Source organism: Acinetobacter sp. 1124_18A (genome assembly GCF_052824995.1).
Genome location: NZ_VTDF01000002.1, coordinates 347726 through 374294, shown reverse-complemented (window position 1 = coordinate 374294; position 26569 = coordinate 347726). Strand labels below are relative to the sequence as shown.

General features: G+C 38.2%; 19 protein-coding genes and 1 pseudogene. 13 read left to right on the top strand and 7 right to left on the bottom strand.

The genetic code is table 11. From position 1 onward, the window contains the following. The first annotated feature begins 95 nt into the window (after positions 1–95). From rpsA to pyrF, 4 genes are all read left to right on the top strand, one after another. On the top strand, positions 96–1769 hold the full coding sequence (rpsA, locus tag FY048_RS06200; protein ID WP_446090542.1) for a 30S ribosomal protein S1: 1674 nt from the start codon (positions 96–98) through the stop codon (positions 1767–1769). 156 nt (positions 1770–1925) lie between these two features. After that, positions 1926–2228 carry an integration host factor subunit beta gene (locus tag FY048_RS06195; RefSeq protein ID WP_003651488.1) on the top strand — a complete coding sequence of 101 codons (303 nt, stop codon included), beginning with the start codon at positions 1926–1928 and terminating at the stop codon, positions 2226–2228. 26 nt (positions 2229–2254) lie between these two features. After that, a complete protein-coding gene (locus tag FY048_RS06190) occupies positions 2255–2620 on the top strand; it encodes a lipopolysaccharide assembly protein LapA domain-containing protein (RefSeq protein WP_016138294.1) in 366 nt (121 codons plus the stop codon). A gap of 184 nt (positions 2621–2804) precedes the next feature. Further along, positions 2805–3503 (top strand): orotidine-5'-phosphate decarboxylase, encoded by a 699-nt coding sequence (pyrF, locus tag FY048_RS06185; RefSeq protein ID WP_446090541.1) that lies wholly within the window; start codon positions 2805–2807, stop codon positions 3501–3503. On the opposite strand, the pseudogene FY048_RS06180 reads toward pyrF, so the two are convergent. Next, positions 3500–4412, bottom strand: a pseudogene (locus FY048_RS06180) (lysine exporter LysO family protein). The gene pyrF and the pseudogene FY048_RS06180 overlap by 4 nt on opposite strands. Positions 4413–4461: 49 nt before the next feature. Further along, complete coding sequence (locus FY048_RS06175; protein WP_446090540.1) at positions 4462–6009, bottom strand: flavin-containing monooxygenase; 1548 nt, start codon at positions 6007–6009, stop codon at positions 4462–4464. 121 nt (positions 6010–6130) lie between these two features. Here FY048_RS06175 and FY048_RS06170 point away from each other — a divergent pair, with 121 nt between their 5' ends. The 3 genes from FY048_RS06170 (at position 6131) to FY048_RS06160 (ending at position 10906) form a co-directional block, all read left to right on the top strand. Then, entirely contained in the window at positions 6131–7153 is a 1023-nt protein-coding gene (locus FY048_RS06170) for an AraC family transcriptional regulator ligand-binding domain-containing protein (RefSeq protein WP_446090539.1), read from the top strand. A gap of 77 nt (positions 7154–7230) precedes the next feature. Continuing rightward, the gene (gene zapE, locus FY048_RS06165) at positions 7231–8373 is read left to right on the top strand and encodes a cell division protein ZapE (RefSeq protein WP_446090538.1); all 1143 of its coding nucleotides are present in this window, start codon (positions 7231–7233) and stop codon (positions 8371–8373) included. A gap of 367 nt (positions 8374–8740) precedes the next feature. Next, positions 8741–10906, top strand: coding sequence for a malate synthase G (locus tag FY048_RS06160; RefSeq protein WP_446090537.1), 2166 nt, complete (start codon positions 8741–8743; stop codon positions 10904–10906). Positions 10907–10976: 70 nt separating this feature from the next. Here FY048_RS06160 and FY048_RS06155 read toward each other — a convergent pair whose 3' ends face one another. The 5 genes from FY048_RS06155 to FY048_RS06135 form a co-directional block, all read right to left on the bottom strand. Beyond that, positions 10977–11390: an ExbD/TolR family protein gene (locus FY048_RS06155; protein WP_446090536.1), complete on the bottom strand. Its 414-nt coding sequence runs from the start codon at positions 11388–11390 to the stop codon at positions 10977–10979. A 19-nt stretch (positions 11391–11409) separates the two neighbouring features. After that, positions 11410–11832, bottom strand: coding sequence for an ExbD/TolR family protein (locus tag FY048_RS06150; RefSeq protein WP_446090535.1), 423 nt, complete (start codon positions 11830–11832; stop codon positions 11410–11412). Positions 11833–11847: 15 nt separating this feature from the next. Next, on the bottom strand, positions 11848–12729 hold the full coding sequence (locus FY048_RS06145; RefSeq protein ID WP_446090534.1) for a MotA/TolQ/ExbB proton channel family protein: 882 nt from the start codon (positions 12727–12729) through the stop codon (positions 11848–11850). A gap of 42 nt (positions 12730–12771) precedes the next feature. Next, entirely contained in the window at positions 12772–13488 is a 717-nt protein-coding gene (locus FY048_RS06140; protein WP_446090533.1) for an energy transducer TonB, read from the bottom strand. 108 nt (positions 13489–13596) lie between these two features. Beyond that, positions 13597–16269: a TonB-dependent receptor gene (locus FY048_RS06135; RefSeq protein WP_446090532.1), complete on the bottom strand. Its 2673-nt coding sequence runs from the start codon at positions 16267–16269 to the stop codon at positions 13597–13599. Between the two features lie 780 nt (positions 16270–17049). Here FY048_RS06135 and FY048_RS06130 point away from each other — a divergent pair. The 6 genes from FY048_RS06130 to FY048_RS06105 are packed head-to-tail and all read left to right on the top strand — an operon-like array spanning position 17050 to position 26548. Then, positions 17050–18828 carry an ABC transporter substrate-binding protein gene (locus FY048_RS06130; RefSeq protein ID WP_446090531.1) on the top strand — a complete coding sequence of 593 codons (1779 nt, stop codon included), beginning with the start codon at positions 17050–17052 and terminating at the stop codon, positions 18826–18828. A gap of 15 nt (positions 18829–18843) precedes the next feature. Next, positions 18844–20667, top strand: coding sequence for an ABC transporter substrate-binding protein (locus FY048_RS06125; RefSeq protein ID WP_446090730.1), 1824 nt, complete (start codon positions 18844–18846; stop codon positions 20665–20667). 20 nt (positions 20668–20687) lie between these two features. Continuing rightward, on the top strand, positions 20688–22700 hold the full coding sequence (locus FY048_RS06120; protein WP_446090530.1) for a M3 family metallopeptidase: 2013 nt from the start codon (positions 20688–20690) through the stop codon (positions 22698–22700). Positions 22701–22712: 12 nt separating this feature from the next. Continuing rightward, positions 22713–23651 (top strand): ABC transporter permease, encoded by a 939-nt coding sequence (locus FY048_RS06115; RefSeq protein ID WP_016138279.1) that lies wholly within the window; start codon positions 22713–22715, stop codon positions 23649–23651. 7 nt (positions 23652–23658) lie between these two features. Continuing rightward, on the top strand, positions 23659–24801 hold the full coding sequence (locus FY048_RS06110; RefSeq protein WP_446090529.1) for an ABC transporter permease: 1143 nt from the start codon (positions 23659–23661) through the stop codon (positions 24799–24801). A 13-nt stretch (positions 24802–24814) separates the two neighbouring features. Then, a complete protein-coding gene (locus FY048_RS06105) occupies positions 24815–26548 on the top strand; it encodes an ABC transporter ATP-binding protein (protein ID WP_446090528.1) in 1734 nt (577 codons plus the stop codon). Positions 26549–26569 lie beyond the last annotated feature (21 nt).

The following is a 26569-nucleotide window of genomic DNA, read 5'->3' as shown; positions in this document are numbered from 1 at the left end:
TTGACGCATAGCTTGATCAGTCTATAAAGACTATGTTGATACTTAACTAAACCGGCCTTGTCTGATCCAAGACCGCGGAATTTATCAGGTATATCATGACCGAATCTTTTGCAGCCCTCTTTGAAGAAAGTGAATTAAACCTCAACGTTGAAAAGGGTGCAGTCATCCAAGGTGTTGTTGTAAACATCGATAGCGACTGGGTAACTGTTGACACTGGCCTAAAGTCTGAAGGCATTGTTGACCGTGCTGAATTTTTAAATGAACAACGTGAACTTGAAGTTCAGGTTGGTGATACTGTTGACGTAGTTGTTGAAGCTCTTGACAACGGTATGGGTCAAACAGTTTTATCACGTGAAAAAGCTAAGCGTGCTGAAACTTGGACTAAACTTGAAAAAATCTTTGAAGATGGCGAAATCGTTACTGGTGTTATCTCTGGTAAAGTTAAAGGCGGTTTCACTGTTGACATCGGTCCTGTTCGTGCATTCTTACCAGGTTCATTAGTTGACACTCGTCCTATCCGTGACACTACTCACCTTGAAGGTAAAGAGTTAGAGTTTAAAGTAATCAAACTTGATGCTAAACGTAATAATGTTGTTGTATCTCGTCGTGCTGTTATGGAAGCAGAATCTTCTGCTGACCGTGAAGCATTACTTGCTCAACTTGAAGAAGGTCAAACAGTTACAGGTACAATCAAGAACCTTACTGATTACGGCGCATTCGTTGATCTTGGCGGTATTGATGGTCTTCTCCATATCACGGATATGGCTTGGAAACGTATCAAGCACCCTTCAGAAGTTGTTGAAGTTGGTCAAGAAGTTACTGTTAAAGTACTTAAATTTGACCGTGAGCGTAACCGCGTATCTTTAGGCCTTAAGCAATTAGGCGAAGATCCATGGTTAGCGATCATGAACCGTTACCCTAAAGGTTCTATCGTTAAAGCTCGTGTAACTAACTTAACTGACTACGGTTGTTTCGCTGAAATCGCTGAAGGCGTTGAAGGTTTAGTTCACGTTTCTGAAATGGACCACACTAACAAAAACATCCACCCATCTAAAGTTGTTCAGATTGGTGATGAAGTTGATGTTATGGTTCTTGAAGTTGACGAAGAACGTCGTCGTATCAGCCTTGGTATCAAACAAACTCGTGCTAACCCATGGGAAGAGTTTGCTAAAGCTCATGAGAAAGGCGAAAAAGTATCTGGTACTATCAAGTCTATCACTGACTTTGGTATCTTCATTGGCTTGAATGGCGGTATTGACGGTTTAGTACACTTGTCTGATATTTCTTGGAACGAGCAAGGCGAAGAAGCTATTCGTCGTTACAAGAAAGGTGACACTGTTGAAGCTGTTATCTTGTCTGTAGACGCTGAAGGTAACCGTATCAGCCTTGGTATCAAGCAATTGAACAGCGATCCGTTCAATGATTTCTTAGCTGCTAACGAACGTGGTACTTTAGTTAAAGGTACTGTAACTGCAGTTGATGCTCGTGGCGCAACTGTTAAGTTAGCTGACGAAGTAGAAGCTACTCTTAAAGCTTCTGAAATCAACCGTGACCGCGTTGAAGATGCAACTAAATTCTTAGAAGTTGGTCAAGAAGTTGAAGCGAAAATCATCAACGTTGATCGTAAATCTCGCTCTATCAACTTGTCTGTTAAAGCAAAAGACGAAGCTGAAGAGAAAGAAGCAGTTGCTACTTTACGTACAACAACAACAAGTCAAGAAAATGGTCCTAAGACTATTGGTGACTTGATCAAAGCACAAATGAAGTAATAGGTTAACAAAGTACAGTTTCATGTAACGGAATTGTACTTTTTATACAAATTACTGTAAACGGTAGCCTAGTATTCAACATACTGCGCTACCGTTTTGTATTTAAACAGGTTATTATCAGACGACATAGAGTAGCAATAAATAACGAGGTCGTAGATGACTACTGAAGCTCTTAATAAGTCTGATTTAATTGAACGCATTGCGCTAAAAAACCCACACTTAGCTGAACCTTTGGTGGAAGAAGCGGTTAAAATTATGATTGATCAAATGATAGAAGCACTATCAACTGATAATCGAATTGAAATCCGTGGTTTTGGTAGCTTTGCTTTACACCACCGTGATCCAAGAGTTGGTCGCAATCCTAAAACAGGAAGATCAGTAGAAGTGGCAGCTAAAGCTGTTCCACATTTCAAACCCGGTAAAGCACTGCGTGATGCAGTCAATGAATCCGGGAAATAAATAAAAAATTTATAAGCGGGGTGTCTATGCGTTATATTTTAATTGCATTGCTCATTGTTGTATTTGGTTATTCTTTAGCACTAGTATTGCAAAATCCAACAGAGCTTTCTGTTGATTTGCTATTTACCCAAGTTCCAGCTATGCGATTAGGCTTATTATTGCTACTCACATTAGTACTTGGAACGGTAGTTGGTCTTTTATTAGGTGTGCAAGTTTTCAGAGTGTTTCAAAAAAGCTGGGAAATTAAACGTCTTCGTAAAGATATCGACTATTTGAGAAAAGAACAGATTCAAACTGCTCAATTGGCAGCAGCAGAAGCCGCTGCAAATGTAAGACATGAAAAAACCGTTTTAGATGCTTATCCCCAAGATAAAAATTCTACTCCGTTATAATTCGAACACTACTCTTTATTCACGAGTAAAGAGTAGTATATTTCTTAATTTATTTGCATTTTCTTCTTTTATTTTTCTAAAAATCAGTCCCCATGGCATTATTGTCTCTAAATTTAAAAGCCTTCCTTATACATTCCTTTATTACTTGATGACTTGTCTATTATAATGATGCTGATTTTATGTGATGGAAGAAAGTCTCTTGAGTATCATTGTTGCGTTAGATGCAAAAAGCCAATATGACGCTTTAAAAATTGTTGAACAACTTGATCCTACTTTATGCCGTGTAAAAGTGGGTAAAGAGCTTTTTACTCATGAAGGTCCATCTGTTGTAAAAAAACTTCAAGAACAAAATTTTGAAGTTTTTCTTGATCTTAAATTTCATGATATTCCAAATACTACCGCTCAGGCTGTTTGTGCAGCAGCTGATTTAGGAGTGTGGATGGTCAACGTCCATGCTTCAGGTGGCCGTAAAATGATGGAAACTTGTGTAGAGCGTTTAAAAGCAGGCAACTATCAAACTCAGTTGATTGCGGTCACTGTGTTGACGTCAATGGGACGTGAAGATTTAAAAGATATTGGTTTAGATGTTGAACCAGTGGAGCATGTAAAGCGCTTAGCTAAACTCACTAAAGAAAGTGGCTTGGATGGTGTGGTTTGTTCCGCACAAGAAGCTAAAATTCTTCGTGAATTGATTGGACAAGACTTCTCTTTAGTAACACCAGGTATTCGCCCAGAAGGGTCAAATGCGGATGACCAAAAACGTATTGTGACTCCTAAGCAAGCTATGCTTGATGGCTCTACACATTTGGTCATTGGTCGACCGATTACTAAAGCTGAAAATCCAACAGAAATGTTGAAGTCTATTCTTGGTTCAATTGCTTAAAAATTTAGGAATAAGCTAATTAATAGTGGGGGCGAGTAGGCTTAATAATAAGCCGCTCATCATGGCATGTGGTACATAATGTGTGCCACATGACTGTTTTACCATAGCTAATGTAACATCCATTGATGTTGCGCCAGCACTTGAGATAGCAGGACGTGGAAAGCGCCATCCCATTGTATACATTAAAAATATAGCAACAATTTCTCTAAATAAATCAGTTAATAAGGCGATACCACCTAGTTCTGCCGAGCGCAATTGCGTAAATAAGATACCTGACATTGAGTACCAGCCATAACCTTGTGCTAATGCTAACGTCTCATTAGGTGCAAAATGTTTTTTAAGCAAAAAGTAGTTGATGAAGCCTGCGATACATGACCCGATAAATGCAGCTAAAGGTACAATTAAAATTTTCCAGCTTAACCACGTACGGTTAAAATGGGTGAATGCTAGTTCAATACCAATTAAGAAAATAAATAGTAATAATAAATACCAACTATTAAAGGCCATATGTGAATTGAATTGAGTGGCAATAGCTCCTAATAGAACACCGACGCCTAAGGCGAGAAAGGCTTTTGCAATATTCTTTAGAGCATTTACAAAGAGTTGAAGTGAGATTTTTCCTTTTACACTTTGTTTATCAAAAATTGTATAAGCCAATAAACATGTAAAAAAAGAACCAAAAGAGGTGGTAAGTGCAATGATTATAGCTGGTGGAACTATGGCAGAAGGATTCTCAATTTGATCAAGTGCCAGTGTTAACTCTAAAGCGACACTTGCTAAGAGAATATAAGAAAAATAGGGCAGTATTTTAAATATAAACTTTTGGATATTTAAAGATAGTTTAGGTGCTAGAAAATAGCCGGAAGCAAGTGCTAAAAAAATTTGAATGATGAGATAAAAAGATTGCATATAATAATAGGTGGATTGTTTTTAACCCACCTATTATGTCTTGAACATTTTAAGCTGCATAGCTCTGTGCACTTTTATTTAATAGTATGTAATCTTTAGGATTAACTTTGCGCGTTTCTAACCAGTACTTCCACGTATATGTTGGCCATAGCGAAAAGTTTTTTCCTTCGGCAGATTGATACCAGCTACTACAACCTCCAGCTTGCCACACAGTCCCTTGAAGTTGAGTTTGAACCCGCTCGTTAAAAGCATTTTGAACTTCTGGTTTGATCTCAATTGCTTTTTGCCCAGACTTTTCTACGAGTTGAATGAGTTGTAAAATGTAATTTACTTGAGATTCAATCATAAAAATAACCGAATTATGACCTAATACTGTATTAGGCCCGACTAATTGGAAGAGATTGGGAAAGTTTTTAGTCATAATGCCATAATAACTTTCTGCACCATCTTTCCACGCCTGTTTTAACTCGACTTGATTACGTCCAATACAAGTGAAATGTTTCAAGTAAATACGTGGGTCAGTAATAAAACCTGTGCCGTAAATTAAACAATCAATAGGTCGTTCTTTGCCATCTTTCGGAACAATACTATTTTCTTTAATTTCTTGAATACCATTCGTCACGAGCTCAACATTTTTACGGTTAAATGTAGGGAAGTATTTATTTGAAATAAGAATACGTTTACATCCCATCACAAAGTCTGGTGTGAGTTTTTTTGCTACTTCTTTATCTTTCACTTGGAAGCGAATGAAAGCTTCTGCCAATTTTTGACCATATTTCATAATTTGGGGTTGAACAATGGGTACAACGCGCGACTCATTACTCCAGTAAAGACGACTACGATGAATTTGGCGATAAAGATTAGAAGATTTGAATAATGCTTTACTCAACCCCGAGTATTTGCGTTCATCTCGTGGTATTACCCATGCTGCTGTTCTTTGAAATACATAGAGTTGCTTAACATCTCCGGCTATTTCTGGAATATATTGAATTGCACTACCACCCGTACCAATAGAAGCGACTGATTTACCAGTTAGGTTATAGTCATGCTCCCACTGTGAAGAGTGAAAAACTTTTCCTTTGAATTTTTCGATACCCTGAATATGAGGGATTTGTGGGATGTGTAGGGGGCCTGATGCAAAAACTACAAATTGAGCTTCAATCGAAGGCTGGTTTTTAAAATCAAGAGTCCACACGTGACGCATTTCATCATATTGGACATGAGTTACATCATGGTTAAACTTACAGTAATTTTTAATCTTATGTTTTTCTGTAATATCTTGAATATATTGAAAAATCTCTGGTGCTTCAGCATAGCGTTTTGACCAGTCAGTTTTGGGTGCAAAAGAGAGGGAGTACATATGAGATTGAACATCACATGCTGCGCCTGGATAGCGATTTTCTCGCCAAGTTCCACCAACATCATTCGATTTTTCTAAAATAACAAAGTCTTGCTGTTGATTTTGCAGTAAACGGATAGCCATTGCTAGGCCACCAAATCCAGCACCAATAATAGCGATTTTAGTTTTTTGAATAATATCTTGCTTTGCGTTTAGCATTGGAAACCCTGCATAAGCTGAAAAGAGGATTGCATGCAAGACTAACGTTTTTTGATCAGTTTAAACATGATTGGATCGACGTGAAAATTGATAGATTCGGCAATTAATTTTCTTTCTTCTTTATAGTAAAACATTTGAGTCTAGGAAAATTGATAGAAGAATGAAACGGTCGATACTTGGTTTAATGTATTTAATTCAAGGAATGCGCAATGCAGGCATCGATGTCGACTCACGTTTGGCTGGTATAGGAATTAAGATTGATGCTTTAGATCCAAGTTCGACAATTCATGATCGCCTAGAATGGGATATTCAACAAATTATTAGTGAAAATGTTGAGCCTGAAAAGGGTTTATTTATTGGACAGCATTATGCTTTAGCTGGTTACGGACCATTACTTATGTTACTTGTAACGAGTAGTGATGTCCAAACTGCATTAAGTAAAGGAATAAAATATCAAAGACTTACTCATTTATTTGGTGCTTTAGGGCTTTGTGAAACGGATGAGCGCACCATCTTAAATTATTTGCCTGTTGATTTGAAAACCCAAGTGGGTCAGTTACGGGCACAATGTGAAGTTTCAGGAACTTATAAATTTATTCAAGATATTTATACGATGATGGGATTGCAAATGCCAGCTATGCGTATAGAACTTCCATTTGAGAAACCAACTGACTCGGATACTTTATCTCGCTATTTTGCATACTATGGCGATGATGTACATTTTAATGGTAAATATGCGGCATTTAGCCTAAGTAAGGATGTGCTTGAAATCAAAATCCCTTCTGCGGATATCATTACACATCGTATTTATGAATCAAAATGTATTACAGAAATAACAAGATTAAATCAACAAGATCACCAAACTCCACATATCATACAATGTGTGCAAGATTATCTTGAGTTGCAACAAGGAATTATCCCGAGCATGGCGGAAACAGCTTTTGCATTGAAAATGCCTGAAAGGACATTAAGGCATCAACTGCAACAGTTAAATACGAGTTATAAGCAAATTCGTGAACAAATTATCAAGAATAAGGCATTAAAGCTTATGGAATATAGAGAATACTCAATAGAGGTTATTGCCGAATTGCTCGGTTATTCTGAACCAGCGGCATTTAATCATGCATTTAAACGATGGTTTGGACAGAGTCCTCGACAATATGGCAAAGAGTCATCGTCGTAATTCTTGATGCTAAAAGCTAATGTGGTTGAACAAAATGTTCGCTATACTCCTATCAGTTAAAATTGAAATAAAACGATATGTTAAATTTAAAATCTTCTCATAGTACTGCATTCTCACCTTCTTCCCCAGCAGAACGCTATGCTGAGGCTTTAGCTTCAGGCCAGTTTATGGCAGATGAAGCGCAAGCACAGGCAGTGCAAGAATTAGATCGCGTATGGAAAGAACTTTTAAACCGTTATAAAGCCTCTAAAAAAGCTTTCCGTCGTTTTCGCCGCCAAACTTCACCTAACGGTGTTTATATGTGGGGTGGAGTAGGTCGTGGAAAAACTTGGCTTATGGATCAATTTTATGAGTCAGTGCCGTTTCGCCGTAAAACACGTATGCATTTTCATCATTTCATGCAACATGTTCATAAAGAGCTAAATAAGCTTTCAGGCCAACGTAATCCACTTGAAATTGTGGCTGACCAAATTTATAAAGATGCAGTCGTTATTTGTTTTGATGAGTTCTTTGTGTCAAACGTAACAGATGCAATGATTCTAAGTGATTTATTTCAAAAATTGTTTGTTCGTGGCGTGACATTAATTGCAACATCAAACATTGCACCAGACGGCTTATATAAAAATGGTATTCATCGTGACCGTTTCTTGCCAACAATTGAAATGGTTAAAAAGAACTGCTCTATTTTAAATGTAGATGCAGGTGTGGATTATCGTTTACGCGTATTAAAACAAGCTCAATTATTTAAATCACCATTAAGTAATGAAGTCCAAAACTGGATGTCTGAACGTTTCAGTGCATTAACTCATACACAAGCTCATTCTCAAGAGCCTATTGTTATCAATAATCGTATTGTTGAGACTCTAGGGCATACAGAAGATGTGTTGTGGTGTGAGTTTTCTGAACTCTGCTTTAAACCACGTAGCCCAGCAGATTTTATTGAAATTGCAAATATCTATAATACGGTTCTGGTGAGTAATGTTCCTCATTTAACAGATTTCTTGTCTGAAGGCACACGTCGTTTTATTTATCTAGTCGATGAGTTTTATGACCGTGGAGTAAAATTACTTTTAACTTCTCAAGATAGTATTATTGATATTTATCAAGGTGAAAAGTTAGCATTTGAAATTGAGCGTACTCGTTCGCGTTTATTAGAAATGCAATCTGATGAATATTTGCATTCAGAACATCGCCATATTGATGAAGCTAAAAACGCATAAAAAATAGATATGAAAAGCGCTCTATATAGGGCGCTTTTTTTTACAACAAAAATAGATAAATTTCGTTAAATAGTGCTTTTTCAAGCTGCAAAGTTTGATATAACTAAATACGCTTTAGAAAAATAAGATAGTGAAATTTTTTGTCTGTTAACAAAAAGTCTAGTTTCAGTATCTTTAAATATTGAATAAATTGTTGGGAATCCTAGTTAGAATTTTAATATTTCCTATGCAGATAAATTTATCTTTGTCAATAGTTTTACAAGGGAAAATGCTTACTATTTAGGAATGTGATATTAGTATTCAGCTTAATTTAAATCGGTATACTAGGATTCTCTTGGTATAAAAAGTAGCAACTTCAGGAAAGACAATGACTGCACGTATTCAAAAAGGCAAGTTAGCGATTGCTAAAGAACTTTACGATTTTATCGAAAATGAAGCTTTACCAGGTTCTGGTTTAGATAGTGAAACTTACTGGAAGAACTTTGAGCAAGTTGTTGTCGATCTTAGCCCAAAAAATAAAGCATTATTGGCTAAGCGTGATGAATTACAAGCAAAAATTGATGAATGGCACCGTAACAACAAATTTGAACTAGGTGCTTATAAGGCGTTCTTAACTGAAATTGGTTATTTATTGCCAGAAGTTGAAGATTTTCAAATTACAACTGAAAATGTTGATGAAGAAATCGCATTATTGGCAGGACCGCAGTTAGTTGTGCCTGTACGTAATGCACGTTATAGCTTAAATGCAGCAAATGCTCGTTGGGGTTCTTTATATGATGCACTTTACGGCTTCGATGTAATTTCTGAAGAAGGCGGGGCTGAAAAAGGTAAAGGATATAATCCTGTACGTGGTGCAAAAGTTATCGAGTTCGCTAAAAATTTCTTAAATGAAGTTTTCCCACTTGCGCAAGGTTCGCATGCAGATGCAACAAAATATGCGATTGAGCAAAATAAACTTGTTGTAACTCTGAAAGATGGTTCAAAAACAGGTTTAGCTCATGAAGCTCAGTTCGTTGGTTTCAACGGTGAAGAAGCGAATCCTACAGAAGTTGTACTTCTAAGTAATGGCCTTCATGTCATTATCGAAATTGATGCGACTAGCCCAATTGGTCAAACTGATTTAGCTGGTGTTAAAGACTTAACATTTGAAGCAGCTGTAACCACCATTCAGGATTTAGAAGATTCTGTTGCTGCGGTAGATGCTGAAGAAAAAGTTGAAGGCTACCGTAACTGGTTAGGTTTAATGAAGGGTACGCTTCAAGAATCTATCGAGAAAAATGGTAAAACGATTGTTCGTGATTTAAATAAAGACCGCGAAATTAAAAACTTAATTGGTGGTACAACAAAACTTCATGGTCGTTCACTTATGTTACTTCGTAACGTAGGTCATTTAATGACTAACCCAGCTATTTTGGTAGATGGTGAAGAAATTTTCGAAGGAATTATGGATGCATTGGTAACACCATTGTTGTCAGTTGCGGACATTCGTAGTGAAAACGAAAACAAGAACTCTCGCAAAGGCTCTATGTATATTGTTAAACCAAAAATGCATGGTCCAGAAGAAGTTGCGTTTGCTGTAGAGTTATTTGAACGTGCTGAACAGGCGATTGGATTACCAGCGAAGTCATTAAAAATCGGTATTATGGATGAAGAACGTCGTACATCTGTAAACTTGAAAAACTGTATCGCTGCTGCAAAAGACCGTACTATCTTTATTAATACTGGTTTCATGGACCGTACTGGCGATGAAATTCATACGTCAATGGAAGCTGCACCAGTTGTTCGTAAAGAAGCTGTAAAAACACAAAAATGGATTGCTGCTTACGAAAACCGTAACGTTGCAATTGGTTTGAAGACTGGTTTACAAGGTAAAGCACAAATTGGTAAAGGCATGTGGCCAAAACCAGATAGCATGAAAGATATGTTGGCAACTAAAGCTGCACATCCAAATGCGGGTGCTTCATGTGCTTGGGTTCCATCTCCAGCGGGTGCAGTACTTCATGCGATGCATTACCATCAAGTGAATGTTAAAGCACGTCAAGATCAGTTGAAAACTGAAGAAATGTTGTCATTAGATGACTTGTTGACTCCTCCGTTTGCACCAGAAACAAACTGGTCAGCAGAAGAAATCAACAATGAGCTTGAAAATAACTGCCAAGGTATTTTAGGTTACGTTGTTCGTTGGGTTGACTTAGGTGTAGGTTGTTCGAAAGTTCCTGATATTAATAACGTAGGTTTAATGGAAGACCGTGCAACATTACGTATTTCTTCTCAACACGTAGCAAACTGGTTACGTCACGGTATTGTGACTCGTGAACAAGTTGAAGAAGTGCTTAAACGCATGGCAAAAATTGTTGATGAGCAAAATGCGAATGACCCATTGTATAAACCAATGGCTGCTAACTTTGAAACCAACATTGCTTTCCAAGCAGCTTCTGACCTTATCTTCAAAGGGTGTGAACAGCCTTCAGGTTATACTGAGCCATTACTTCATGCTGCTCGTTTAAAGTTAAAAGGTTATACAGGTGACTAATTTCAGCCTGTCATAAAAAAAGCCTCTTCGGAGGCTTTTTTTATTTGAAAGAATAAATTAAATGTATGACTTAATTATTACTCACAATTCCAATTTTGGTAACACCTAAGCGCTGCGCTGTAGCCATGACCATAGCTACATTTTTATATTCAGCCATTTGATCTGGTTTAAGTTTGATCTGATCTTGATCTTTTTTGGCAACCACACCTTGAAATAAAGTCTCTAGTGCTGTGCGGTCAGAAACCTGCTGGTTATTCCAAAACACTTTACCTGCTGCGTCAATTTTCACATCAATTACTTCAGGTGGCTTTTCATTGGTTGGTGGCGGTGTGCCGTTTGGCAAATTAATATTAATCGCGTTGTTTGGTGCAGGAATGGTAATAATGAACATAATAATAAGTACCAACATGACATCAATAAGAGGTGTCATGTTGACCTCTAACATTACATCGTCATCATTATTTGAACCGACATTCATACCCATAAAATTCTCCTTAAAATAATTACTGGGAGGCTGGAGGGGTAGTAACAAATGCAATTTTGCCAATACCAGCTTGTTTGGTCGTACTAATGACCTGATCTATTGCGTCAAAATGAGTAAGCTGATCTCCACGAATATGAACTTCTGGCTGAGGCCTTTTTTGCGCAACTGCTTGAAGCTTCGATAGCAATATTTCTTTATTAGGCACATAGCTTTCATTCCAGAAAATATCTCCTTTCTTGTTCACAGAAAGTTGAATATTTTCAGGTGTAGTGGCATATGGAGTATTTTTTTCTTCTGGTAGTTTCACTGGAACCGTATGTGTAACTACCGGAATTGTAATTAGAAAAATAATAAGTAAAACCAACATGACATCAACCAGAGGCGTCGTATTAATTGCACCAATCATTTCATCGTCATCTTCAGAACCAACACTCATACCCATAACGTTTGCTCCTCGTTATTTAATGCTGCGGTTAACCGAATTATTGGTATTAATTTCTCCGCTTAATAAAACTGCGTGTAAATCTGAACCAAACGAACGAACATTTTCCATAACAGCTTTATTACGGCGAGTCAGCCAGTTGTAACCAAGTACAGCAGGTACTGCGACTGCCAGACCAATAGCTGTCATAATTAAAGCTTCACCGACAGGACCAGCAACTTTATCAATAGATGCCTGACCTGAAATTCCGATCGCTGTTAATGCATGATAAATTCCCCAAACCGTACCAAAAAGACCAACAAATGGTGCCGTAGATCCAACTGTTGCCAAAAAGGCTAAGCCGCCACCTAAGTGATTTTGTATTTTTTCAATTGCACGTTGGATTGAAATACTCACCCATGTATTAAAATCGATTCGTTCAAGTAAAGAACCGCCGTGCGATTTGGTTGAGTTAATGCCTTTTTCTGCAATAAATCGATATGCGCTACTTTGCTCTAAATTATCAGCTGCATTATCTAGTGAAGTTGCTTCCCAAAAACTTTTCTCTGCCTCTTTGCCTTGGCGTTTTACTTTAGCTTGTTGTAAGAATTTAGAGACAATGATGTACCACGTACCAATAGACATGAGTACTAATATAAATAAGGTAGATTTAGCGACTAAATCTCCCTCACGCCAAAGCGCTTCTAGACCATAAGGATTTTTAACAGTTTCGCTTGTTGCTGGTTTTGGTGGTGGAGTTGGAGTATTTGTATTTGAAGTTGCTTCAGTGGTTGCTGTTGCAACAGGAGCATTATTCGTTTCTTCGGCAAAAACTGTACTTAATGGAAGCAATGAACATGCTGCGATTAAACTTGCAGAAGCGAAACGTACGATTGGTTGAGTTGATTTTTTCATCATATTATCTCCAAAATTTTGACTGAATTTGTTTAATCTAATTGATTACTCAATGGTGAATGGGTATTCGATTTCATACCAATCTTGCTGAGGTACACCATCTTTCATTGCAGGTTTAAATGTGCATAGGCTGTATGCTTTGATTGCTGCTTTATCTAAGATTCTGCTGCCACTCGATTTCTTTACTTTTGCTTCGATAACGCTGCCATTGGTATCAACCAAAACGCGGATGCGGACAGTGCCTTGTTCACCACTCATTTCTGCTTCTCGTGGATAGCCAGGGTCTTTACAGCCAGCAGAACCCTCAGAAACACCACGGCTTACACCCACTGGTTTTGGTGCCGGTGCAGCAGCCACTGGAGCAGGTGCAGCAACGGGGCTTGGTGATGGGGTACTAGGTGCAGCAGGAGCTGGGGTAGCTACTTTAGTTGCTTGAGTTACTGGAGTTGTTTTTTGTACAGGCGTCACTTTTTCGACCTGTTTCACTGGCTCAGGAACCTTGGCAACTTTTTCTACCATTTTTGGTGGTTCTGGCGGTTTTTCCTTGGGTTTTGGCTCCTCTGGTTTTGGAGGAGGAGGAGGCGGCGGCTTAATATCCTGAATAATTTGTAATTCCACAGGTTTTTCTGCTGGTTTTTGAATATTGTTTGCTAAACCTGACATCAGAATATAGGCAACAAGAAGATGCAGAAAAAGTACTGCGGCAATACCAATAAGGCGCTTTGCAGATTTATTTTCTATGTCTGTAAAAGTCATGCCCATAGTTACTCCTGAAACTTGAGACAAACAATTCTTAAATTAATGTTTGACTAAGGGTGAGTATTCGGTCTGCAAACACGATGTTTAAAGTCATGTTTGCAGAACAACCATTTAGAACTTATATGTACCTCGGACAAAGTAGGTACGGCCTAAAGGATCTGCGTAACGTGGGTCATATCCCATTTGAAAGTTATCAATTACATTAGAAGCAGGAGGGTCTTCATCAAAAATATTTTTAATACCAGCAGTCACTTCTAGATTTTTAAAGCCTTTATAAGTGCCTGAAATATTGTATGTTGTATAGTCGCTGACTCTATGGTTTTGGTCATTAGAGTTTTGATCTTGGTACCCACGAGAGAAGTTTTGTTGCAGATTTAAAGCCCAGTTTTCATAATTCCAATTTAGGTTTGCGGTATGTTTCCATCGCAGAATAATAGATTGATAGTCTAAGCCGCTATATGACCCAGCAACACCTATCCATTCTCCATTTGGCTCGGCTTGGTATTTGTAGTCTGTTATATATGTACCATCAATGTTGAAACCGAAACGACCTGTAGCAGTCATTGGAGAAACCCAACTTAAGCCAACGTCGAAACCTGAAGTTTTAATTCCACCTAAATTTTGTTGTGTTGTAATAATATAATCTAATGAGCCATCAGGATTACGTACAAATTTGTCTGCATATTTTACGGGGTCATTAAAAATAGCAGTTTCCGAAAGTGTAGCAATTTGCTTGTCGACTTCAATATTGAAGTAATCAAGAGTAAAGGCTAAGTTTTTAATTGGTTCAAATACTAAGCCTGCAGTAAAAGACTTTGATTCTTCTGGATCTAAAGTTTTATTACCTCCATTTTGTCTGTCGAATTGCATATTACAATCGCGTTCTTTTTGCCCTCCTGGTTGTACTTTTCCACCAGGGCAAAGTACTGGATCGTCATATGCCGCACCTGTGTTGGTTACTGAATTTGGTCCATTCACTTCCCAAAGTGTTGGAGCTCTGAAACCTGTACTATAAGTTGTACGGAACATTAACTGTTTAATAGGTTCCCAACGAAGTGCAAATTTGGGATTAAAAGTATCACCAAAATCGTTGTAGTCATCGTAACGAGCGGCAATTTGAGCTTCTAAAGTTTTAAGAAGTGGGATATGAAATTCGGTAAATACCGATTTAATATTACGATCACCAGTATTTACTGGTTCATCAGGATCGACACCTGTACTAGGTGCGACTCGGGCAACATCAGTAACGACTTTTGAAGTCCAATCTTCATAACGATAGCTTGCTCCAACCGCAAAACCAACGTCACCAGCTGGTAATTTAAATATAGGTCGACTTGCAGTGAAATCAACGGTAGTTGTATCTAGGTTGGCTTTTAAGTATTTACCTTCAACTCCTAACTCATTCCATGCATTAGCATCTTCAGGGTTTTGTGGCCCGAATGGGTTTAAAATACCATTGTTTAAAGCTTCTTGTGTTTTATCAAAGTTTAAATAGCCACTTACGATAGCATCCGATGCACTACTATGTGCATAGGTAACGCCGGAGTTAATGTCCCAACCATGAGTTTCACCCTCAATACCAGCAAACAATCTATGAGATTGGTTAATACTGTTACTTATACGATTACCCGATTGTGAACGCAGATATAGAGGGATAGTTCCAGTAGCGCCTGCTAATGCTGGAGTTATGCCGTTTCCTGGATAATATTTACTACTAGGGTCAAGCGTCAGATCAAAAAATACATCTGGTGCAACTGAAGTGGTAACTTCACTTCTTGCATATAAATATTCTGCAATCGCATTAAAGTTATCGTTCAGTTTAAAAGTAGCTCGGCCCATAGCTGAGATGTCTTCTGTTTTTGGAACAATTCCAATCACTGCTTGGCTATTGTATCTACAAGTTTCACCATCGGTGCTCGCTACTAGAGGGTCATTACCACACCCTGTAGCTGCATATGGATTACCTAAACCAGGGACATTGGCTGGAAAGGAACCGCTACTGGTTCTATTGACACCTAATTCGGGTAATATCCCTCCACGCCGACTAACTTTACGGTCTTTGGCCATGACATCATCGCCTTTGCGATAGTCCACAACACCAAAAACGTTATAGCCATTTTCATCTAGGTCACCGAAGCCACCAAAGATACTATAGTCTTGTTGCTCACCGCCTTTTTCTTCTGGTTTTTGATAGCCAGCGGTTAGGTTAAGTCCTGTAAACTGCTTTTTGGTAATGAAGTTAATTACCCCGCCAATTGCATCTGTTCCATAAATAGAAGAGGCACCATCTCTTAAAACCTCGATTCGGTCTAACATGGCGAGTGGAATAATATTTAAGTTTGTGACGCCGCTATCATAAGCATTTGCAGCTAATCGACGACCATTAAGTAAAACAAGTGTTTTATTGGCACCTAAGGCTCTCAGGTTTGCCGCCGAACCAGCTGTTTTACTTGCACCCACGTTGCTGGCGGTAACAAAGTTCGATTGGTTTGCACTAATTTTTGCTAAAGCTTCTTCAGTTGTAGTCACCCCTTGTTTTAAAATTTCATCGACTTTTACAATGGTAATGGGTGAAGCGCTTTGAGCTGCAACTCCCTTGATTGAAGAGCCTGTCACAGCAACTTTTACAACTTTGACGGGTTTATCATCATTGCTTGATTGTTCTGTTTCTGCTGCTTGCGCCATGGTAAGACACATCATGCTTAAACTAAGGGTACTTAATTTAAGAATTGTTTTGCCGATCTTGGGGGTTACCTGAGATCGAACATTGTATTTTTTTTTCATCGTGGATTTGATCCCTTTTTGTTGTAGTTAGCGATATTGCTGAAAAGTCTTTAAGCAAAGCAAGTGCCAACTATATATTTTTCTTTTTTTAGTTTATGCAAAATATTGATATATATTGATTTTATTATGTTTGTGATGGGGGTTTAGGGTCTTATATCCATTAAAAAAATTTTCCATTTGGTAATTTTTTTTATGTTGGCTAAAAGTTCCAAAATTATTTGTATAAAAAATAATCATTATTGGATTGTTCATGTATTGGCTTTTTACTTTTGTATCTTTTTAGAACTTTTTGAAATGTAATTGTATAATGTAACATTTCTTTTAAATTATATTTTTTTGATATAAATTATTGGTTTGAGAGAGTGTTGGTTGTTTAAATGATAAAAAATTTATGAACTAGAATGAAACATTTATGACTTTTAATTGTGCAATATAGGCTAACGATGCATAAGTTATATAAATATAATATTTGGCAAAAACTTACTTTTATTTATATAGTCCCAGAAGTTTTAAGTACCTAATTAAAATGTAAATTTTAAATATTTTTATAGGGATTACTCTTGATCATAAAATATGGCATGAAATTCGCTTTATATTAGATAGTTACAGCTTTCTAATTTTATTGTGATGTTTTCCATTCGATCAAATAAAAGATTGAATAGAAAGGTTAATAATTTACAAAGAAGAAAGTAGTCCGTTGAGAAAGAACTTTTCTTATGCGGATTTAGATGTTACTCAAAAGGATAATATCTTTAAAATATTAATTAAGTAGGTAGGAACTTGAAATTAAAAATTTTTAAGCTCGCCATTTTAAGTCTGGCTATTACATCAGTTTCTTGTGCTTTCGCCCAAACGCTTGCACAACCAAACAAAATATTACATGTTGCTTATGAAGCGCCTGATGATGGTTTTGACATGGTTAAAACCACCAATTTTTATAGTGGCAGTATTGCAGAAGCTATTTTCGAGCCTTTACTCAAATATGATTATTTAGCTCGTCCTGTGCAGTTAGTTCCTTATACGGCTGAAAGTCTGCCTAAGGTGGAACAAGACGGTAAAGTTTATACATTTAAAATTAAACCAGGTATTTACTTCACCAATGACCCTGCTTTTAAAGGTAAACGTCGTGAACTTGTGGCAGAAGATTATGTTTATGCAATTAAACGCATTTTAGATCCTGAAAATAGGGCACCTTCTGTTTCATTCATTGATGGGAAATTGTTAGGTGCCGATGCGGTTGTAGCTAAAGCAAAGAAAACTGGAAAATTTGATTACGCTGCACCCATTGCAGGAATGAAAGCGCTTGATCGATATACTCTACAATTCACTTTGACACGTCAAGATTATAATTTTCCTTATATTCTTGCCTATATATCTTTTGGTGGTGTTGCTAAAGAGGTTGTTGATTATTACGGCGACCGTATTGGCATGCATCCAGTAGGTACTGGGCCTTACATGTTAAGTAAGTATGTTCCAAGAAGTAAGGTCGAGCTGGTTGCCAATCCTGATTATCGGGGTTTCGTGTGGGACTTTAAGTCGACAGGCACGCCGTGGGATAACCAGCTTGTTAAAGAAATGAGCGGTAAGAAAATGCCGCAAATTGGTAAAGTTGTAGTCAGTATTATTGAAGAGCAACAGTCACGGTGGTTAGCTTTTCAGTCTGGTCAATTAGATTTTGATAGACTTACAGCAGATGCTGTTCCGCAAGCTTTAGATAAGGGACAACTTAAAGCGTCTTTTCAAAAAAAAGGAATTAAGCATTTCCCTAATAAAGAACCTGAAATTACCTATACGATGATGAACATGCGTGATCCGGTGATTGGCGGTTTTAGCCCAGACAAGATAGCTCTTCGTCGAGCAATTACTTTGGCATATGATCAAAAAGAAAGTATAAGACAGGCTTACAAAGGGCAAGCTGTTAGAGCAGAAATGTTTATACCTGAAGGTGTAAATGGATATAACCCGAAGTACACAAGTAGCGTAGGATACAATCCGCTATTAGCCAATAAACTACTTGATCATTATGGTTATAAAAAAGGGGCTGATGGTTACCGAAATTTACCAAACGGGAAACCTTTGGTTTTAAAAATTAATAATGAAAATAGCTCAGCATCGGTTATTCATTCTGAACTCTGGAAAAAAAATCTGGATGCCATTGGCATTCGCGCTGACTTCAAGGTGAGTAACTTTGCAGATAACTTAAAAGCTGCAACTCAATGTAAATATATGATTTGGAGTGGAGCATGGATTGCTGACTATCCTGAAGGAGAAAATTTTGCACAATTACTTTATGGTCCAAACGCTGGGCAAGGAAACCATGCTTGTTACCAGTCTAAAACATATGATGCTCTTTATAATCAAGCCACTCATTTACCCCCCCAACAACGTCTTCCATATTATGAAAAGCTTAACCGCCAGATTGAGGCTGATAATCCGTGGATCGTTCATGTAACTCGAATTCGTAACTGGTTGGTACAGCCGCAAGTTCAGGGGTTTAAACCTCACCCGATGATGAATACGAACTGGCAATATCTTGATATTACCCCTGTTAAAAAATAATTTTAGATAAAGATAATTATGACTGAAAATTTAATAAAACAGCTCAAGCATTGTAGTGTGGGTTTGTTACTTGCCAGCATGGCATTAACTGGATCTACAAGTATTTTTGCGAAAAGCCCAGCCGATCCAAATAAAGTTTTACGTTATGTATTCCCGACAGCTGAAACAGGTTTCGACCCAGCTTATATCCATGATTTATATTCGGCGCATGTAACCACTTCAATATTTGAAACTTTATATACGTATGACTATTTAGCAAGGCCCGCAAAATTAGTTCCTCATATTGCTACGACTATGCCCGAAGTGAGTGCAGACGGTCTGACCTATACCATTCACATTCAAAAAGGTATTTATTTTACACCGGACCCTGTTTTTAAAGGTAAACCACGAGAATTAACAGCCAATGATTATGCTTATTCTTTTAAGCGCTTATTGGATCCGAATTTACGTTCTCCCAATAGCTGGTTGTTAGAGAACAAAATCGAAGGTATGGATGCATTAATAAACGCAGCCAATAAAACTGGAAAATTTAACTATGACCAAAAGGTAAGTGGTTTACAAACACCTGATAAGTACACTTTGGTGATTCGTTTAGTTAAGCCCGACTATAACTTTCCTTTATTACTGGCACATGACCCGACAGGTGCTGTGGCGCGTGAAGTCATCGAAAAGTATAAAGACAAAGCTGGTTTTGTCATGGGACATCCTGTAGGCACTGGACCTTATGTACTCAGTAAATGGGTGCCTGCTTCGCGTATTGTTTTAAAATATAATCCAGATTTTCGTGGTTTTACTTGGAACTTTGCAGCCAGTAGCCCTGAGGATGAGGCAATTGTGAAGCGCCTGAAAGGCAAACAAATGCCGCAAATAGGCACAATTGATATTCAGGTTATGGAAGAAAACCAATCACGGTGGCTGGCATTTCAGCGTGGTGAGATTGATATATTTCAGCTTGAAGGGCAATTGGTCGCGAAGGCGATTAAAGACGGTAAATTAAGACCTGAGCTGGCTAAAGAAGGTGTGCATTTATCTCGTATTGTTGATCCTGAAATTAGCTATATCTATTGGAACCTTAAAAATCCAGTCGTAGGCGGAATGAGTAAAGAAAAAATTGCTTTACGCCGTGCAATTGCAATGTCTCGCTCACTAGATCAAGAAATTAAATTAGTAAGAAATGATGATGCCGAGCGTCTACATTTTCCAGTTCCACCCGGTGTAGTGGGATATGACCCTCAGTATAGAACCAGTACGCCATATTCGGTGAAAGCAGCAAATTTACTATTAGATAGATATCACTATAAAAAAGATGCATCAGGTTGGCGCACTCAACCAAATGGGAAGCCCCTTGTCATTGAATATATGGCTCGTAGTGACAGTATTGGTCAACAAAGTGCTGAACTTTGGAAAAAAAACTTTGATAGTTTGAATATTCGAATGGTGTTTAAACCAATGCTTTTTGCAGACCTCATTCGAGCGCAAAAACAGTGTGAAGGTATGTTTGGTGCGTCTGCATGGATAGCCGATTATCCTGATGGCGATAATTTTATGCAGAATTTTTATGGTCCCAATACGCATATGACGAACTGGTCTTGTGGCTCGATTCCAGAGTTTGACCAGTTATATCGCCAGACCCAACAAATGAAAGCTGGCTCTGAACGGGATGCACTTTATCGAAAAATGACACGTTTGTTAGAAGTCTATATGCCTGTGCAGATGTCCTATGCCCGCTACCGAAATATGTTGGCCCAGCCGCGTGTCATTGGCTATAAAAAGCATCCAATTTTACATGCTGAGTGGATGTACTTTGATATTGATACAAATACTAAATCTAATCATTAAATGAAAAATCTGGAGATATGATGAAGAATAAAACACTAAAAATGACAACGTTATGTATGTTGGCTATAGGTATAAACCAATACGCTTCAGCTGAAACAACTCGTAGTACATTACCACTACTTAAAGCAAAGCAGCTTCCAACATGGTGTGATTCTAATTTAAAAAAAATTCAGCAACAGATTACAGACTTTGAGAAAACACCTGTTAATGCTAACGCAGCAGCGGCACCTATTTTAGCAAAATGGGATAAAATTTTTGCTCATTTTGAAGATTTTTCAGGTCCGATAAGCTTATATAGTAACGTAGACCCAGATGCAAAGTTGCGTAAGGCAGCCGAAGATTGTGAAATCAAAATTAATCAATTTCACACTGATATGCTTCAAAATCCCAAGCTATATAACTTAATTAAAAATACACAAGCAACGGACCCAGTTGATAAAAAATATCGTCAAGATATTTTGAGCCAATTTGAAGATACAGGTGTTCAACTTGAACCTACAAAACGCGCAAGAATGAAAGCTATTCTGGATGAATTGACTAAACTCGAACAAGAATATGCCCGTAACGTTCGTGATAACCCTGAAAAACTTGAGTTTACTCCTGAAGAGATGAAGGGTTTACCAGAAAGTTATATTTCAGGTTTGAAAAAGAATGCGAAAGGAAATTATTTGGTTGGTTTTGAATATCCAGAATATCGGCCATTTATGGAGTTGGCAGACAATGATGATGCCCGAAAAAGATACCAGATTGCTTTTACAAGACGTGGTACTGAGCAAAATTTAAAACTACTCAAGCAGGCAGTAGATTTGCGTTATGAGTTGGCACAATTGTTTGGAAAAGCAAGTTATGCGGATTGGGTTTTAAAAGATCGTATGGCTAAAACCCCTGATGCTGTAAACCAGTTTTTAGCAGACGTACAAAAAACAGTAGCACCCCTTGAACGTAAAGAAGTCGAAGAACTCAGAGCATTTAAAGCGCAAACCTTAAAAACGCCATTAGATAAAACCGAGATAACACGTTGGAGTGAAGCTTACTGGAGCGAAAAACTTCGTAAGAGTAAATATCAGATTGATCAGGAAAAACTTCGTGATTATTTCCCAACTTTAGCTGCTCAAAAGTGGTTGTTTGCTATTTCATCTGACCTTTACGGTATTGACTTTAAACCTGTCAAAGTAAAAGCATGGCAGGATGAAGTTGAATATTACGATGTGGTTGATAAAAAGACAGGAAAACTTTTGGGCGGCCTATATATGGATAAATTCCCTCGTGAAGGGAAATATGGTCATGCCGCGGTTTGGGGAGTATACGGTGGTAGCACTTTAACCAATAGATTACCCGTTTCAGCCTTGGTCACCAATTTTAACCGCAAAGGTTTAAATAGTGATGAGTTAGAAACTTTTGTTCATGAGTTTGGTCATGCCTTGCATGGCATTTTGTCAAATACACGTTATGCAAGTCAGTCAGGAACATCCGTAGAACATGATTTTGTAGAAGCACCTTCGCAAATGTATGAAGAGTGGGCGCGCCGTAAAGAAACCTTATCTAAAGTTGCCGATTATTGTGATCCAGCATGTCCACGTGTTGATGATGAGTTAATTGCCCGTTTAAAAGCGGTACATAACTATGGACGTGGTTTGCGTTATGCACGTCAGACACTCTATGCCCAGTACGATATGGCCCTTCATAGCGCTGATGCTTTAAAAGTAAAACCTTTGGAAACTTGGCAAAAAATGGAAGCCGCTACAGCCTTAGGTTATGTACCAACAACTGAATTTCCAGGTCAGTTTGGGCATTTGATGGGCGGTTACCAAGCAGGTTATTACGGCTATATGTGGTCCGAAGTTTTGGCTTTAGACATGCTTTCTGCTTATGGCGATAACCTCAATAATCCGCAAGTAGGGCAACGTTACCGTCAAACGATTTTATCGCAAGGTAGCCAAAAACCAGCAGCTGAACTAGTGAAAGATTTTCTTGGTCGTGAACCTGACAATAAAGCATTCTTTAATGAAATTACCGGACAACGGGTTAAATAAGGAATTATCACTATGCTGGCATATGTTATTCGGCGTTTATGGCAGATGATTCCAACCATGTTGGGGGTAGTCTTACTTATTTTTATTCTTTTTAACTGGGTCGGTGGCGATCCTGCCTATATCTTAGCAGGCAAGATGTCCAATCCTGAGCAGATCGAAAACATTCGTAAGCAACTGGGTGTCGATCAGCCGTATTACGTTCAACTTTGGATTTTCATTAAACAAATACTGACTTTTGACTATGGCGCAAGTTGGAGTACAGGCGAGCCAGTTTCCCAAATTATTTTAACTCGATTAGGGCCATCGCTCACGCTTTTAATTCCGCTCACTATTTTACAGACGGTTATTTCAATTATTTTGGCATTGGCTGTTGCAGCGGTACGTGGCTCTCTAACAGACCGTATGGTCATGATGCTATGTACTATTGCGATGTCGATCAGTATTTTAGTTTACATCATTGTTTTTCAATATGTTCTGGCTTATCAGCTGAGCTGGTTTCCTGTGCAAGGCTGGAGTGACACTTTTTCCGAGAATTTATTTAAATTTGCCTTACTTCCAATTTTAATCATGTTGGTTGTGAGTATTGCACCGACCTTACGTTTGTATCGTAGTTTTGTACTTGATGAAATTAATCAGGATTATGTTCGAACAGCACGTGCCAAAGGTGTAGGTGAAAGCCGAATTTTAGGTGTACATGTACTGCGTAATGCTTCAATTCCGATTATTACCGATGTGATGTCAACTTTACCTGCTTTACTCATAGGCGCATTTTTAATTGAACGTTTTTTTGGTATTCCCGGGATTGGTCGAGAGGTGATTATTGCAGTTGAGCGAAGTGATTTTCCTGTAATTAAAGCAATTACAGTTTATATCGCAGCTGCAACCATGATTTTTAACCTGATTGCCGATTTGGTCTACAAAGTGGTTGATCCACGTGTACAGTTGAAGTAGGTGGGCTATGCTGAGCGTTTTATCAAAAAGAAAACAACAAACAAAAACCGAAGCTCATTCATCTGGCCTGTGGAAACTTGCCATGCGACGTCTTCGGGCCGACAAAATCGCAATGTCATCGCTAGTGATTGTATTGCTTTATTTTATTATCTTAGTTCTATCGATGACGGGTGTGATTGCATCTGACTGGAATAAAGAAGTTGCAGTGAGCTATGCGCCTCCTACATTTGTAGGGGCAGATAAGACAATAGATGCAGGGCAAAATGCTGCGGTAGTTGACGAGGAATTACCCGAAAACCCAGTAGACCCTCTAAAAGATGTAATCCACCAACTTAAGGCTGAAATTAAACAAGAAAAGAGTGCTGGAAGTGCAATTGATTATTATGGTGTAGTTGACCCTTTAGTCGATGATATGAAAGCCATTGATCAGCAACTTGGCGGGCATCTTTTAGATCAGCAAACCCAACTGAAAAGCACTCTTGTATTTGGAGCTGATAAGTGGGGGCAAGACGTTTTAAAGAAAACAATTAAAGGTGCTGAAACTTCAATTATTGTTGGGGTGATATCTGCTTTACTTGCGGTAGGTATTGGTACGCTTTTAGGCGCAATTTCAGGATATTTTGGTGGTTGGGTTGATGATATTCTCAACTGGTTCTATAACATTTTTACCTCGATTCCCTATTTGTTATTAGTACTTGCCATTGCTGCTGTACTTCAACAAAAAGGCATTTTATCCATTGTTCTGATTTTAGGTTTAACGGGTTGGACGGGTGTTTATCGTTTAATTCGTGCCGAATATATGAAACATACCGCACGTGAGTATGTTCTTGCAGCTAAAGCAATTGGTGTGGGGCATTTCCGCCGTATGTTTATTCATATTTTTCCAAACGTCAGTCATATTGCTTTAGTCCAAATGTCAATTCTGGTGGTGTCTTTTATTAAATCTGAAGTCATTTTGAGTTTCTTAGGTTTTGGCGTGCCAGTAGGCGTAGTGTCTTGGGGGAGCATGTTAAATGAAGCACAAAGTGAACTTCTTTTAGGTAAGTGGTGGCAGCTTGTCGCAGCCTCTGTCGCAATGGCTGTTTTGGTTACGGCATTTTCAATGTTTACTGATGCACTCCGTGATGCGTTAGACCCAAAGCTAAAATAAGAGGAAGGTCCAAATGATCGAACAAGAAAATAAGAATGCGCCATTGTTGCACGTTAAAAATTTACGAGTAAGTTTTAAAGGTGAAGATAAACAATATATTGAAACCGTAAAAGGAATTAGCTTTGATATTCCAGAAAATACAACGGTTGCTTTAGTAGGTGAGTCGGGTAGCGGCAAATCGGTTACTTCTTTAGCAACTATGGGATTACTGCCTGTAGGTCAGAGTAAAATTGATGAGCAAAGTAAAATTATATTTGAAGGCAAAGATTTACTGAGCTTATCTCGTACAGAGATGCGTAAAATTTGTGGCAAAGATATCGCCATGATTTTTCAGGAACCCATGTCATCATTAAATCCTGTTTTTACGGTTGGCAACCAAATTGCAGAAGTATTGTGTTTGCATATGGGAGTGAGCCGTAAACAAGCTCGACAACGCGTTTTAGAGTTGCTTAAAGAAGTCGGTATTCCTTCACCCGAAACTAAAATTGATGCCTATCCAAATCAGCTTTCGGGCGGTCAACAGCAACGTGTCATGATTGCTATGGCAATTGCGTGTGAACCTAAATTACTCATTGCCGATGAGCCAACCACTGCGCTTGATGTCACGATCCAAAAACAAATTATTGATTTACTTGAGTCATTGCGTAAGCGCCGTCAAATGTCGATGCTTTTTATTACTCACGATTTAGCGTTGGTCGGTGAAATTGCAGATCAAGTGATTGTAATGCGTCATGGAGAGATTAGAGAGCAAGGTGCTGCTGAACAGGTTCTTGAACAGCCTAAAGATGTATATACGAGAGCGTTACTCTATTGCCGCCCGCAAATGTCACAACGACCTTATCGTTTACCTGTGACTAGTGATTTTATGCGTCAAGAAGACAACATATTGGTCGAACAAAGTTTTGATGCTTCAGAAATTCCCGAGCGTAAACGTGGCTTAAATGGTGATGAGCAAATTATTTTAGAAGTGAAAGATCTGAAAAAAAGCTTTTATAGCCGTAAAGGTTTATTTGGCAAAGAAGAGTTTCAGGCAGTTAAAGGAGTTTCTTTTAAACTCGCTAAAGGAAAAACCTTAGGTTTAGTGGGTGAGTCAGGTTCAGGTAAAACGACTGTTGGATTATTACTCATGCGCTTACATCAAGCATCTGGCGGACAGGCTTTCATCGAAGGAAAAGATATTCTTTCCTTAACTGAAAAAGAGTTTGCTAAATATCAACGGAAAATCCAGATTATCTTTCAAAACCCGTATGCTTCTCTGAATCCGCGCTTTACGGTTGGGCAGATTTTATTAGAGCCTATGCAAATTCATGGTATCGGTAAAGATGATGCTGAGCGTAAACAAATTGCGCTTAGTTTGCTTGAGCGAGTGAATTTACCTGAGCAAGCTTACTATAGATATCCGCATGAGTTTTCGGGTGGACAGCGTCAACGTATTGCGATTGCACGTTGTTTAACGCTAAAGCCTGAAATTTTGATTTGTGATGAATCTGTTTCGGCGCTGGATGTTTCGGTCCAAGCGCAGGTACTTAACTTATTACAAGATTTACAAGATGAGTTTGGGCTGAGTTATATCTTTATTTCACATGACTTATCTGTTGTGAAGTATATCTCTGATCAGGTGATGGTCATGAATCATGGTGAAGTTGTGGAAATTGCTAATTCGGATGAGCTTTATGCGCATCCTCAACATGATTACACCAAACGGTTATTACAAGCCATTCCCCAAGGGATTCAACACGTTTCATAAGCGTAAAGTTATGTCGTTAAA